This window comes from Pseudonocardia alaniniphila, assembly GCF_022524485.1.
Classification (GTDB): Bacteria; Actinomycetota; Actinomycetes; order Mycobacteriales; family Pseudonocardiaceae; genus Pseudonocardia; species Pseudonocardia alaniniphila.
In genome coordinates, this window is the sequence record NZ_JAKXMK010000030.1 from 129,822 (window position 1) to 142,165 (window position 12,344).

The 12,344-nt window shown below is 68.4% G+C and carries 12 protein-coding genes; 10 read left to right on the forward strand and 2 right to left on the reverse strand.

All coding sequences use genetic code 11. From position 1 onward, the window contains the following. The first annotated feature begins 119 nt into the window (after positions 1–119). Positions 120–914 (forward strand): IclR family transcriptional regulator, encoded by a 795-nt coding sequence (locus MMF94_RS31115; protein WP_241040983.1) that lies wholly within the window; start codon positions 120–122, stop codon positions 912–914. A gap of 4 nt (positions 915–918) precedes the next feature. Here MMF94_RS31115 and MMF94_RS31120 read toward each other — a convergent pair whose 3' ends face one another. Then, positions 919–1,584, reverse strand: a complete 666-nt coding sequence (locus MMF94_RS31120) for a GntR family transcriptional regulator (protein ID WP_241040984.1) — start codon at positions 1,582–1,584, stop codon at positions 919–921. 97 nt (positions 1,585–1,681) lie between these two features. Here MMF94_RS31120 and MMF94_RS31125 point away from each other — a divergent pair, with 97 nt between their 5' ends. The 3 genes from MMF94_RS31125 to MMF94_RS31135 all read left to right on the forward strand — a co-directional run bounded on the left by MMF94_RS31125 (position 1,682) and on the right by MMF94_RS31135 (position 5,426). Next, positions 1,682–2,851, forward strand: coding sequence for a mandelate racemase/muconate lactonizing enzyme family protein (locus MMF94_RS31125; RefSeq protein ID WP_241040985.1), 1,170 nt, complete (start codon positions 1,682–1,684; stop codon positions 2,849–2,851). Between the two features lie 58 nt (positions 2,852–2,909). Next, complete coding sequence (locus MMF94_RS31130) at positions 2,910–4,253, forward strand: cation:dicarboxylate symporter family transporter (RefSeq protein ID WP_241040986.1); 1,344 nt, start codon at positions 2,910–2,912, stop codon at positions 4,251–4,253. Positions 4,254–4,421: 168 nt separating this feature from the next. Then, on the forward strand, positions 4,422–5,426 hold the full coding sequence (locus MMF94_RS31135) for a TerC/Alx family metal homeostasis membrane protein (protein ID WP_241040987.1): 1,005 nt from the start codon (positions 4,422–4,424) through the stop codon (positions 5,424–5,426). Positions 5,427–5,618: 192 nt separating this feature from the next. On the opposite strand, the gene MMF94_RS31140 is transcribed toward MMF94_RS31135, so the two are convergent. Then, complete coding sequence (locus MMF94_RS31140; RefSeq protein ID WP_241040988.1) at positions 5,619–6,107, reverse strand: GNAT family N-acetyltransferase; 489 nt, start codon at positions 6,105–6,107, stop codon at positions 5,619–5,621. A 132-nt stretch (positions 6,108–6,239) separates the two neighbouring features. Here MMF94_RS31140 and MMF94_RS31145 point away from each other — a divergent pair, with 132 nt between their 5' ends. From MMF94_RS31145 to MMF94_RS31170, 6 genes are all read left to right on the forward strand, one after another. Continuing rightward, on the forward strand, positions 6,240–7,295 hold the full coding sequence (locus MMF94_RS31145) for an acetylserotonin O-methyltransferase (protein WP_241040989.1): 1,056 nt from the start codon (positions 6,240–6,242) through the stop codon (positions 7,293–7,295). A 282-nt stretch (positions 7,296–7,577) separates the two neighbouring features. Further along, positions 7,578–8,747 carry an HNH endonuclease signature motif containing protein gene (locus MMF94_RS31150; RefSeq protein ID WP_277398862.1) on the forward strand — a complete coding sequence of 390 codons (1,170 nt, stop codon included), beginning with the start codon at positions 7,578–7,580 and terminating at the stop codon, positions 8,745–8,747. A 271-nt stretch (positions 8,748–9,018) separates the two neighbouring features. After that, on the forward strand, positions 9,019–9,981 hold the full coding sequence (locus MMF94_RS31155; RefSeq protein ID WP_241040991.1) for an ABC transporter substrate-binding protein: 963 nt from the start codon (positions 9,019–9,021) through the stop codon (positions 9,979–9,981). Between the two features lie 10 nt (positions 9,982–9,991). Continuing rightward, positions 9,992–10,771, forward strand: coding sequence for an ABC transporter ATP-binding protein (locus tag MMF94_RS31160; protein ID WP_241040992.1), 780 nt, complete (start codon positions 9,992–9,994; stop codon positions 10,769–10,771). Further along, complete coding sequence (locus MMF94_RS31165) at positions 10,768–11,529, forward strand: ABC transporter permease (RefSeq protein WP_241040993.1); 762 nt, start codon at positions 10,768–10,770, stop codon at positions 11,527–11,529. The genes MMF94_RS31160 and MMF94_RS31165 overlap by 4 nt, the downstream gene beginning before the upstream one ends. Beyond that, positions 11,529–12,338, forward strand: coding sequence for an ABC transporter permease (locus tag MMF94_RS31170; RefSeq protein WP_241040994.1), 810 nt, complete (start codon positions 11,529–11,531; stop codon positions 12,336–12,338). The genes MMF94_RS31165 and MMF94_RS31170 overlap by 1 nt, the downstream gene beginning before the upstream one ends. Positions 12,339–12,344: the final 6 nt, after the last annotated feature.

A 12,344-nucleotide genomic window follows, 5' to 3' on the forward strand; every position in this document is an offset into this window, starting at 1 on the left:
CAGAGGTCAACGGGCTGACGAGTGGGGGAGGGAATGTCCGAACTGCGCAGTTGCGGGTTCGACATCGAGCGACCTGCGACGATCTGTCGGACGTCGACGACAGGCAGGGGAAGCCGATCATGAGCCGCACCGTCCCCGCGGTCGTCCGCGCCATGGACATCCTGGAGCTGTTCCTCGACGTCGACGCGGAGCTGAGCCCGCGCGACTTCGCCGCCCGGCTCGGGTTGCCCCGCACCACCGTCTTCGAACTGCTCAACACCCTCGTCTCGCGTGGCTACCTCACCCGCGCAGGCGAGGACTCCGCGCGCTACCGCCTCGGTGTGCGGGTCTTCCAGCTGGGCAGTGCGTACTCGGAGCGGCTCGACCTGGCCCGCGAGGGCCGGCGTGTGGCCGGGGCGGTCGCCGGCCTCTGCGACGAGACGGTGCACGTGGCCGTGCTCGACGGGAGCGACGTCGTCTACATCGCGAAGGTCGACAGCACGCGATCGGTCCGGATGGTCTCCGCCGTGGGTCGCCGGCTACCCGCCCATTGCTCGGCGGTGGGCAAGATGCTGCTCGCGGGGCTGCCGTCGAGCGCGGTACGCGCGCGTCTGCCCCAGGATCGGCCGCTGCCGGCGCTGACACCCCGCACGTTGACCTCGGTCCGCAAGCTCGAGCGCGAGCTGGAGAGGATCCGCGCCGAGGCGGTGGCCTTCGAGCACGGCGAGTCCAACGACGACGTCTCGTGCGTGTCCGCCCCGGTCTTCGACCACGGCGGAAGCATGGTGGCCGCCATGAGCATCTCGGTGCCCTCCAGCCGCTGGGACCACAAGAGCGACATGGAATGGGCGCAGCTGGTCACCGAGGGCGCCGCGCAGCTCTCCGGCCAGCTCGGACACGTCGGGAACGCGGGGCGGCTGCCGACCGGACGCTGACCCCTCAGCGTGCTTCGAGCACCTCGATCGCCGACGCCGTGAGGCTCAGCCGGATGTGGTTGCGCATCAGCGCGGCCGCCCCCTCGCCGTCACCGCGGACGACGAGCTCCATCATCTGACGGTGTTCGTCGAGGTCGCGGGTGCGCGGTTCGTCGCCCGGCGGCAGTACGAGACCGATGCGCCGGTAGCGGTCCGACTTGTCCCACAGGTCGTCGAGCAACCGCACCATGACGTCGTTGTGCGACGCCCGGTACAGCGCCTGGTGGAACTCCCGGTGCGCGGTGAGCGCCTCCTCGCCCCACTGCCTGGTCACGGGCAACAGTCGTTCGGCGGCGGCCCGCATCGCGTCCATGTCGGCCTCGGTACGGCGGGCTGCCGCGAGCTCGACCGCCGAGGGGTCGAGTGACATGCGCACCTCGAACAGCTGCCGGGCCTCGGCGGCGTCCATGCGGGCGACGCGCGCGTCCCGGTGCGTGTCGAGATCGATCAAACCTTCGCTGCTGAGCCGGCGGATGGCCTCACGCAGCGGCGTGATGCTCATGTGCAGGGACTCGGCGAGCTCGTACTGCGCCAGTCGTGAGCCGGGGGCGAGGGCTCCCGAGAGGATGCGGTCGCGGATCTCGGCGTACGCGACCTCGCTCTTGCTCGAGAAGACGTTCGTGCTGGCCATCGGCCCACCACTTCTTGTCGTGACCAGGTCGCCCTTGCGTTCGGACTCATACGGAGCCTAGCGTCTGGAACATCTTATAAGTTACGAGGAGCGCGCAATGAAGATCGTCTCCGTGCATGAGGGTGTCGTGCCGATCAGCTCGTCGATTCGCAACGCGTGGATCGACTTCAGCTCGATGGACTGCTCGATCGTCGCGGTCGTCAGTGACGTCGTCCGCGACGGTGAGCCCGTCGTGGGGTACGGGTTCACCTCGAACGGTCGCTACAGCGCGGGGGAGATCCTGCGCCGGCGCATGCTGCCGCGGCTGCTGCAGGCCTCCCCGGACGATCTCGTCGCCGACGACGGCACCTTCGTCGACCCGGCGAAGGCGTGGGACGTGATGATGCGCAACGAGAAGCCGGGCGGTCACGGTGAACGCTCGGTCGCGGTCGGCGCCGTCGACATGGCGCTGTTCGATCTCGCCGCGAAGATCGCCGGTCAGCCCCTCTACCGGTTCTTGTCCGAGCGCTATGGCGACGGCCGGCCCGACGAGTCGGTCTTCGTCTACGCCGCCGGCGGCTACTACGCACCCGGCAAGGGCCTGCGCGAGCTGCAGGACGAGATGAAGGGCTTCCTCGACCTCGGCTACCGCGTGGTCAAGATGAAGATCGGCGGCGCCGAACTGGCGGAGGACCTGCGCCGGATCGAGGCCGTCCTGGACGTCGTCGGCGGCGACGGATCCCGGCTGGCGGTGGACGTCAACGGCCGTTTCGACCTGGAGACGGCCCTGGAGTACGGCCGCGCGATCGAGCCCTACGGCCTGTTCTGGTACGAGGAGCCCGGCGACCCGCTCGACTATCACCTGCACGCCACCCTGGCCGAGCACTACCGGGGTCCGCTGGCCACCGGCGAGAACCTGTTCTCGCTGCCGGACGCCCGCAACCTCGTGCGGTACGCGGGGATGCGGCCCGACCGCGACACCATCCAGGTCGACCCGGCGCTGAGCTACGGCCTGGTCGAGTACCTGCGCATCCAGGACATGCTGCGCCGGCACGGCTGGGACTCCCGCCGGTGCATCCCGCACGGCGGCCACCAGTTCTCCCTGCACATCGCGGCCGCGCTGAAGCTCGGTGGCAACGAGTCGTATCCCGGGGAGTTCAAGCCCGCGGGCGGCTTCGCCGACGGCGCCGTGGTGCGCGACGGATACATCGGCCTCACGGACCTGCCGGGGATCGGCCTCGAGGCGAAGGCCGCGTTCTACCCGGTGCTGCGCGAGCTGCACAGCTGACGCGCCTTCGCTGCCTTCCCTGCTGAAACGCCACACACTGCTGTGCAAGGAGTTCGGTATGTCCCAGTCGAACGTCGCCGACCCCCCATCTCGGTCCCGCCCCGTCCGGCTGCTGCGTGAGCTGTGGTTCCAGGTGGTCCTGGGTGCCGTACTCGGAATCGCCGTCGGCGTTCTCTTCCCCGGCTTCGGCGCCGCGATGAAACCTCTGAACGACTGGTTCATCGCGCTGGTCGAGATGATCGTCATCCCGGTCGTCTTCTGCGTGGTCACCACGGGTATCGCCGCGATGGAGGATCTGCGTAAGGCCGGGCGGATCGGGATCAAGGCGATCCTCTACTTCATCGTCTTCTCGCTCGTGTCGATGGTGATCGGCCTCGTGGTGGCCAATGTGTTCCATCCCGGCGCGGGGATGAACATCGACCCGGCCACCCTCGACGCGAGCAACATCCCCGGCGTGAGCGGAGGCGGACACGCGAGCTTCACGGACTTCGTGTCGAGCCTGATCCCGGAGTCGCTGTTCGGCGCGCTCACCGGGGACAACATCCTCTCGGCGCTGCTGGTGTCGATCCTGTTCGGTGTGGCCCTCAACGTCTCCGGCGAGCGCGCGCAGATCCTCACCCGGGGCATCGGGGCGCTGTCGGACGTCGTGTTCAGGATCGTCTCGTGGGTGATGCGACTCGCGCCCATCGGCACGTTCGGAGCTCTGGCCACGGTGGTCAGCACCTACGGCGTGGCCAGCCTGCAGCAGCTCGGCTACCTGGTCGTCCTGTTCACCGCGACGTGCGTCGTCTACATCGTCGTGGTGCTCGGGGCGATCATGCGGGCGTGCCGGCTGAGCCTGTTCGGGCTCATGCGCTTCCTGCGGGCCGAACTGCTGGTCGCGTTGAGCACCTGCTCGAGCGAGGCGGTGCTCCCGCAGGTGGTGCAGAAGCTCGAAGCCCTCGGCGTCGGCCGTCCCGTCGTGGGCATCACGATTCCCGCCGGGTTCTCCTTCAACCTCGACGGTTCGGCGATCTACCTGACGATGGCCTCGCTCTTCCTCGCGCAGGCCGTCGGGATCGACCTGTCGTGGCAGCAGCAGCTGACGATGGTCGGGATCATGATGCTGACGAGCAAGGGAACCGCCGGGATCGCGGGTGGCGCATTCATCGTGCTGGCCAGCAGCATCACCGCCATCGGGCACGTGCCGCTCGCGGCGCTCGCGTTGATCGTCGGTGTCGACCGGCTGCTCAACGAGGGCCGGGTCTTCATCAACGTGCTCGGCAACGCCGTCGCGGCGATCGTGGTGGGGAAGTGGGAGAAGGACTTCGACGTCACCCGGGCCCGGGCCGTTCTGCGGATGCGGCCGGAGGTGACAGGCGGCGACAGGTCGCCCGCGAGCTCCGTCGGAACGGGCACCTGACCGTGGACGCCCGGCCTGGACAGCCCTGTGGTGGTCCCACATACTGTGAACGAGGGGAGTACTTCGGCCAGGTCTGACCGGTCAGGACGGACACCCTCGGTGTTCCCGGCAGGCCGTCCTCGGTGAGGATGAAGGAGACCTCGAACGCTTCAGTTCGAGGAGGCCCCCGTGCCCGGCGATCCGGTTGTTCTCCAGGCTTCGGCGCCATCGGTCGGCTCGCCCTGGTTGTGGAGCGTCAGCATCGCCGTGTTGCTCGGGTTGCTGGTCGCCGACTTCCTGGTCACGCGTCGTCCCCATGAGGTCTCGCTACGCGAGGCGGCGGGATGGTCAGCGTTCTATCTCGCGTTGCCGCTGGTGTTCGGCCTCGGGCTGTGGGCGGCGTTCGGCGGTGCCCAGGCGTTGGAGTTCATCACGGGATACGTGGTGGAGAAATCCCTGTCGGTGGACAACCTGTTCGTGTTCATGCTCCTGCTGGCGGGCTTCGCTGTTCCGCGAGCCGTGCAGCAGCGCGTGTTGCTCTACGGCATCAGCGGCGCGCTGGTGCTGCGCGGCGTCTTCATCGCGGCCGGTGCCGCCCTGCTGCAGGCCGGAACCTGGGCGTTCCTGGTGTTCGGCGCGATCCTGTTCGTCTCCGCCGCGAAGATCCTGCACGAGGCGATCACCGGCTCGGCCTTCGACCGAGATGTGTCGCAGCTGCGGTCGGTGCGGTTGTTGCGAAAGCTGATGCCCGTCACCGACGACTACCGCGGTACCCGGCTCACGGTCCACGAGGGCGGACGCCGTGCGCTGACCCCGTTGACCGTGGTCGTCGTGGCGGTCTTCGCCGCGGACGTCGTTTTCGCCGTCGACTCCGTGCCCGCGGTCTATGGCATCACCGAGGACCCGTACCTGGTGTTCGTCACGAACGCCTTCGCGCTGCTCGGGATGCGGGCCCTGTACTTCGTGTTGCAGGCGGTGCTGGCCAAGCTCACCCATCTCAATTACGGACTCGCGATCATTCTCGGCTTCATCGGCGTCAAGCTGGTGCTGCACTGGGCCCATGGCATCTGGGCGGCGGCGCCGGAGATCCCCACCCCGATCTCGCTCGCGGTGATCGTGCTCGTCCTCGCCGCCGTGACGGCGACCAGCCTGCGCTCCCATCACCCTGTCGGAGAAGCCGAAACCAGGAGCTGACCATGCTGGCCGTACTGATCGACGTCGCGCTGACCGTACTGGTGCTCGTCGCCCTGATATTCACCTCCGCGGTGCTGCTGTCCGTGCGGCCACCCAGAGGGCCACACCGGTAGCGCAGCGGCAGCGTGCGTTCCGGACAAGCCCGGCGGGTCGAATCCACACGCCCGCGCTCGACAGCAGGCATCCCCCGTATCAGTGATCCGTGGCCCCGGTGAGGGGCCGGCGTTCCAGGATCTCGGGTGACTCGCCGAAGCCGTAACGCGCGTAGAGCCCCGCCGTTCCCGGGCGCGCCCACAGGATGGTGGCGTCGATGTCATCGACGTCGGCGAGGGCGGCATCGAGCAGGGCCGCCGCGAGACCGCGCCCCCGGTACTCGGGGCGGACGTAGAGATTGCTGAGGTAGAGGTGGGTCTCGGCCTCGTCCACCGGGTTCGGCAGCTTCCCGATCCGCGAGGCGTAGATGTGGCCGATCACCGCGCCGTCGTCCGTGGCCACCCACGCGCGCCAGCTGCCGTCCTCGAACGAGGCACTCACCCGCTCGCAGAATCGCTTCTCGAACGCCGTGCGATCTTCGTTCGGCTCGGTGCCGTCGGTGCGGAACTGCCAGCGCAGCGCGGCCAGCACGGGCAGGTCGGCGACGCCCGCCGGCCGAACCGTCACGTCGTTCATCACGGCCTTCACCGGGCCAGCATGCCGACCCGGCCGCGATGCCCGTCGAGATCGTGACGGTCGCCATGCGGAACAGGGCTTGGCTGCTGTCCACTCCGAACTCAGGATGGGTCGACTGCACTGCCGCAGGGGAGAGGAGCCCACATGTCGGAGGTCGACCCGGGCGACGACGTGCTGTCGCATGCGTCGCGGCTGCTCGAGATCGTGAACGCCAGCTGGATGACACAGGCCACCCGAGTGGCTGCCGAGCTCGGCCTGCCCGATCTCATCGCCGAGGGCAGGTGCACCGCCGACGATCTTGCTGAGGCCACGCACACGCATGCCCCGTCGCTGCACCGCCTGCTGCGCGCGCTCGTGACGCTCGACATCTGCCGCGAGAGCGCGGACGGCACCTTCGAGCTGACGCCGATGGGCGAGCTGCTCCGCACCGACGCCGATGGCACGGTCCGTTCCTGGACGATCTACTGGGGCCGTGAGGTGTGGCCCGAGTGGGCCCACCTGCTCGACAGCGTCACCACGGGTCGCAGCGCCCGCGAGCTCGTCAGCGGGAGCGCGCATTTCGACCCCCTGCGCGACGATCCGGCTCGCGCCGCGGTCTTCAACTCCGCGATGGCCGAGAACACCCGCCTGGCCACGCGCAGCATCGTCACCGGCTACGACTTCAGCGCCACGTCGCGGATCGTCGACGTCGGCGGCGGGTACGGGGAGCTGCTCGCGGCCGTCCTGACGGCCAACCCCGGCGTCGAGGGTGTGCTGTTCGACCTCCCGCACGCCATCGAGAAAGCCGGCCCGTACCTGGAGAAATGCGGCGTCGCCGACCGCAGCACGCTCCTGTCGGGCAACTTCTTCGAGGAACTGCCCGCGGATGCCGACGCCTACATGCTCAAGCACGTCCTGCACGACTGGGACGACGAGCACAGCCACGACATCCTCACCACCTGCCGTCGCGCGATGGCCGGCTCGTCGAAGCTGCTGGTGATCGAACGGCTCGTTCCGGAAGTGATGGAACCCAGCCCGGAGCACCGGCTGCTCGCCCGCGCCGACCTGCACATGCTTGTGGCACACGCGGCTCTGGAGCGCACCGAGTTGCAGTTCCGGGAACTGCTCGGGTCGGCGGGCTTCACGATCAGCAGCGTGACGCCGCTGGCCATGGGAAACAGCCTGATCGAAGCCGTGGCTACGGAGGCGGCCGGACGGTAGACGACCCCGCAGACCTGCAGTAAAGCGTGACAGGGCGCGCGGTGGAGAGGTCGCGCCGACCCCTTTCCGTCAAACCGTGAACCCGAAGCAGAAAACTTCGTCGATATGTTTGCAATTGCTACCGCCTGAGCAGCCGATTTCGTCGGACCGGGTCGGGACAATTGCTGCGTGTCGGAGAACCGGGTCGCCTTGGCAGACCAGGCCCTGCAGAACGGGGCCGGGCTGCTGAGCGCTGCCGCCGACTCATGCACACCGGAGGAGGAGCGGGTCACCGCCCTGAGTGTGTGCGAAACGGTGACCCGCAGGCTCGAGCACATCCAGATCGAACTCGTGGCAAGTCTGATGCGCGACGGGGCATTTGCCGACCGCGGCTATCGCAGCGCTACGCAGGCGCTGGCCGATGTGCTGGGCTGCGACACCGTGGTGGCTCGCCGCCGCGTCCGGGTGGCCGAGGACGTCTGCCCCCACATCTCGCTGGACGGGCAATCTCTCCCGCCGCGGCTTCCCTCGACGGCTGGGGAGTTTGCGGCCGGGCGGATCGGACTACGCCACGTCGAGGTGATCGCCGACGCGATGCGTTCCACCGCGGCCCGCCGCCTGGCTCCTGACGTGTGGGCGGGCGCGGAGGCGAAGCTCGCCGAACAAGCCTCGGCCTATCGGCCCGGTGAGCTGGCCGTCTTCGCCCACGACCTGATCATGCTCCTCGACCAGGACGGCCCCGGCGAACGCGAAGACGACCTGCCGCAAGCCAACGAGCTGCATCTGTCGATTCGCACCGGAAAACTCAAAGGCCAACTCGACGGGCTCACCCGAGAGCTCCTGGCCACTGCCCTCGACGCACTCTGCCTGCCCCGCGGCCCCGAGGACGACCGCACCGCCCCGGAGCGGCGCGCCGACGCACTCGGCGAGATCTGCCAACGAGTCCTCGACACCGCGCAACTGCCCCAGACCGGCGGGGAACGACCGCACCTGAACGTCATCATCCCGCTCGCGGAACTGGAACACCGCGCCCGCGCTGCCGGCCTCGATTTCGGCACACACCTGCCACCTGCAGATCTGCGGATGCTGGCCTGCGACGCGCGCGCCGTTCCCATTGTCCTCGGTGGCGCCGGACAACCCCTCGACGTCGGGCGCGCCCGGCGCACCATTCCCGACGGGCTCCGCCGCGCCATCGCAGCCCGCGACCGCGGCTGCGCCAAACCTGGCTGCGGCCGTCCCGTCTCCTGGTGCGAGATCCACCATCTCGAAGCCTGGGAGAACGGCGGCGCCACCGCTGTGCACAACTGTGTCATGCTCTGCCGCTACCACCACCGGTTACTCCACCGAGAGTCCGGCTGGACCATTCGGATCCACAACGGGATACCGGAATTCATTCCGCCGAAATGGATCGACCGAACCCAGACCGCCCGCCGAAAACCGCCCTGTCTCACAGTTGTTTTGCCAATGGGATGAATTCGTCCGCCGGTGCCCCGGAAGACTCCGTTCTCGTCGTGCGGCGAGAGCGGGACCATCCGCGGCGGGGCCTACGGCAGCGCCGCCGGCCGGGGCGAGGGCCGTCGTCCACGTCACGTTTATCAGGATCTTGACGGTCGTCGCGATCGCGTGCAACATGTGCCGCACACGACGAGGTGCTCCCCCGTAGGACCCACGGTGTCCGGCACCTCGCTCTTCTCCGTGGACAGAACGGGGTTTCGTCATGCCTTTTCGAAGGTCGTCCTGGCTCGTGCGGTCGCCCGTGATCCTGATCGCCGCTGTGCTCGCATTCGCTCTCAGCGCATGTGGGGGCGGTTCGGCGAACACCGGCAACTCGATCACGCTCGGCCTGCCAGTGGAAGCCACCACGTTGGCGTCGGTATATCTGGCCGACGACAAGAACATGTGGGCTCAGCACGGCCTGGAGGTCAAGGTCGTGACGTTCAAGGGCGATGCCGAGCTGGCCAAGGCGGTGCTCTCCGGTGACGTCGACGTGGCCATAGGCTCGCTCACCGGCCCGCTCACGGCTGTGGAGGCAGGCCAGGACGCAAAGGTGTTCTACGGCGGTTTCGACATGCCGGCCTTCGCCTGGTACGCCGTTCCGGAGATTCACAGCGTCGCCGAAGGCAAGGGCCGCAACTGGGGTGTGACCACGCTCGGTTCCTCGACCGACCTGCTCACCCGGTATGCAGCGGCAAAGGCCGGGCTGAACCCGGACACCGATATCAAGATCATCCAAGGCGGCGCATCGGCGGCGCGGCTGGCGGCGATGCAGGCAGGACAACTGCAGGCGAACATCTTCACCGAGCCGCAGACCGTGTTCGCCGAGAAGGCCGGATACAACAAGATCCTCGACCTCAAGGATGTCGTCGACACCTACCCGATGCACGTCGCCTGGGGCAGTTCGTCCTTCGTGGACGGCAACCCGGACCGGGCCAAGCGGTTCGTCGACACCCTCAGCGCGGCGATGCAGATGACGAAGGACCAGCCGGACGTCGCTGCACAGGCCATGGCCGGGGCGATGAAGATCTCTCTCGACGACGCGAAGGCCAGCATGAGCGAGTGGATCGACAAGCTCTATCCCGACGGACGCATGCCGTCGGCCGAGGCGATGGACGCGTTCTGGAACATGGGCCTGCAGGGCAAGCTCTTCGAATCCCGGATCCCGGACGAGAAATGGCTCGACCCCCGATTCCTGCCCGCGGCGAGCTGAGGGGATCGCGATGGGACACATCACCTTCGAGAAACTGCAGATCTCGTATCCGGGCAAGGCCGGTTCGTTCGTCGCGGTCGACGGCTTCGACGCCGACATCGCCGAGGGCGAGTTCGTCACGATCGTCGGCCCGAGCGGGTGCGGCAAGTCGAGCGTGCTCATGGCCGCCGACGGTCTGATCCCGATCTCGGGCGGCCGGATCAGTATTCAGGGCACGGAGGTCACCAAGCCCGGCCCGGACCGGGCGATGGTTTTTCAGGACGCCTCGCTGATGCCGTGGCGCACGGTTCTGGACAACGTCGCTTTCGGGCTGGAGCTCACCGGCGTCGGCAAGGCGGAACGGTTGCGCACCGCGCGGGAGTTCGTTCAACTGGTCGGGCTCGGCGGGCGCGAGGAAAGCCACCCGCACCAGCTGTCCGGCGGAATGCGGCAGCGGGTCGGGATCGCCCGCGCACTGGCGATGGACCCGGCCGTGCTGCTGATGGACGAGCCTTTCGGCGCACTCGACGCGCAGACCCGCGAGCTGATGGCAGGCGAGTTGCTGCGGATCTGGGATCTCGACCGCAAGACGGTGCTGTTCGTGACGCACGGGATCGACGAGGCGATCTTCCTCGCGGACCGCGTGCTGGTCATGGGCGGCAGCCCGAGCCGGGTCACCGAGGTGATGGAGATCGACCTGCCACGGCCCCGCGACTCCGCTGTACGGGCGAGCGCGGCGTTCGGCCAGTACCGCACGCATCTGGCGAGCCTGCTCTTCGGCGGAGCGGTGCAGGCCCCGGTGGCGCTGTGATCGCACGGATTCCGGTGCAGGCCAGGTGGATCACGGGCAGTGTTGTCGTGGTCCTGGCCGTCTGGCAGGTGGCCGGCATGCTCGCAGTGATCGACACGAGCTACACGAGCACGCCGCTGGCGATCGTCGAGGCCGGTGTGGACATGGCCGGCTCCGGTGAGCTGTGGAGCAACGCACAGATCACGCTCATCGAGTTCATCGTCGGGTTCGTGCTGGCCGTCGTGGTCGGGGTGCCACTCGGCATGCTCATGGGCTGGCGGCTGCGGCTGCGGCAGACGCTGGAACCGGCGCTCGTGGCGCTCTACGTCACCCCGTCGCTCGCCCTCCTGCCGCTGATCGTGCTCGCGCTGGGCATCGGACCCGTGTCCAAGATCGCCATGGTGTTCGTCGAGGCGGTGATCACCATCGTCGTCAACTCGATGGCGGGCATCCGGGAGACCGATCCTCGCCTGGTCAGGGCGGCGCGGTCGTTCTGCGCCGGTGACCTCGACGTGTTCGTCAAGGTGCTTCTCCCCAGCGCGCTCCCCACCATCGTGGCCGGCCTGCGCCTGGGCGCAGGACGCGGTGTCATCGCGGTGATCGTCGCCGAGCTGTACGGCGGCACGCAGGGCCTCGGTCTGCAGATCTCCTCCTACGGCCAGAGCTTCGTCATCGCGCCGCTGCTGTTCCTCACGCTGCTCGTCGCCGTGTTCGGCTACGCGGTCAGCTCCGCGCTGCGGGCCACCGAGCGCAGGGTCTCGTCCTGGAAGGCGGCGTGATGGCGGCCTCGACCGGACAGGCCTCGACCGGACAGGCGATCGGGCGCGCTAGCCGGTTCGTGCCGGTGCTGCTCGGCGGCGGCTTCCTCGTCGCCGTCGCCGTCGTCTGGCAGCTCGCGGTGTCCCTCGGGCTCGTGAACTCGTTCCTCACCTCGTCGCCGCAGCTGATCGGGCAGTCGCTCGTCGAGCAGGCCACCTCGGGGCTGCTGCTGAGGAGCATCGGCACCAGCGCGCTCGAACTGCTGGCCGGATTCGTCGTCGCCGCCGTGGTCGGCGTGGTGCTCGGCCTCGTCATGGGCCGCTACCGCTATGTCGAGTACGCGATCGAGCCGTACGTCTGGCTGCTGTACTCGGCCCCCGTCATCGCCCTGTTCCCCCTGCTCGTGCTGGTGCTCGGGCTCGGCAGCCCGACCGTCATCGCCATCACGTTCCTCATGTCCGTGGTGCCTGTGATCGTCAACTCGATGCAGGGCGTGCGCAACGTCGACCCGAAGCTCGTGCAGGCAGCCCGGTCGTTCGGCGCGGGCGAGACCGCCCTGCTGCGCAAGGTGATCCTTCCTGCGTCGATCCCGACGATCATGGCCGGCCTGCGGCTCGGTGTCGGGCGTGCCCTCGTGGGCGTCGTCGTCGGGGAGTTCTTCGCGGGCGACGGCGGGATCGGCTACAACATCAGCTCCTTCGCCGGCCATCTCGGCACCACTGACGTCCTCGCTTCCGTTCTCGTCGTGGTCGTCGCCGGCGTCGCCCTCAACCTGCTCGCCCGGCGGCTGGAAGGCCTCGCCGACTCGTGGCGCGCCGACCTCGACTGACCCAGG

Coding starts and splice junctions, on each gene's coding strand:
- MMF94_RS31120 (WP_241040984.1), bottom strand. CDS start 1,584: ATGGCCAGCACGAACGTCTTCTCGAGCAAGAGCGAGGTCGCGTACGCC.
- MMF94_RS31170 (WP_241040994.1), top strand. CDS start 11,529: ATGGCGGCCTCGACCGGACAGGCCTCGACCGGACAGGCGATCGGGCGC.
- MMF94_RS31145 (WP_241040989.1), top strand. CDS start 6,240: ATGTCGGAGGTCGACCCGGGCGACGACGTGCTGTCGCATGCGTCGCGG.
- MMF94_RS31130 (WP_241040986.1), top strand. CDS start 2,910: ATGTCCCAGTCGAACGTCGCCGACCCCCCATCTCGGTCCCGCCCCGTC.
- MMF94_RS31115 (WP_241040983.1), top strand. CDS start 120: ATGAGCCGCACCGTCCCCGCGGTCGTCCGCGCCATGGACATCCTGGAG.
- MMF94_RS31160 (WP_241040992.1), top strand. CDS start 9,992: ATGGGACACATCACCTTCGAGAAACTGCAGATCTCGTATCCGGGCAAG.
- MMF94_RS31125 (WP_241040985.1), top strand. CDS start 1,682: ATGAAGATCGTCTCCGTGCATGAGGGTGTCGTGCCGATCAGCTCGTCG.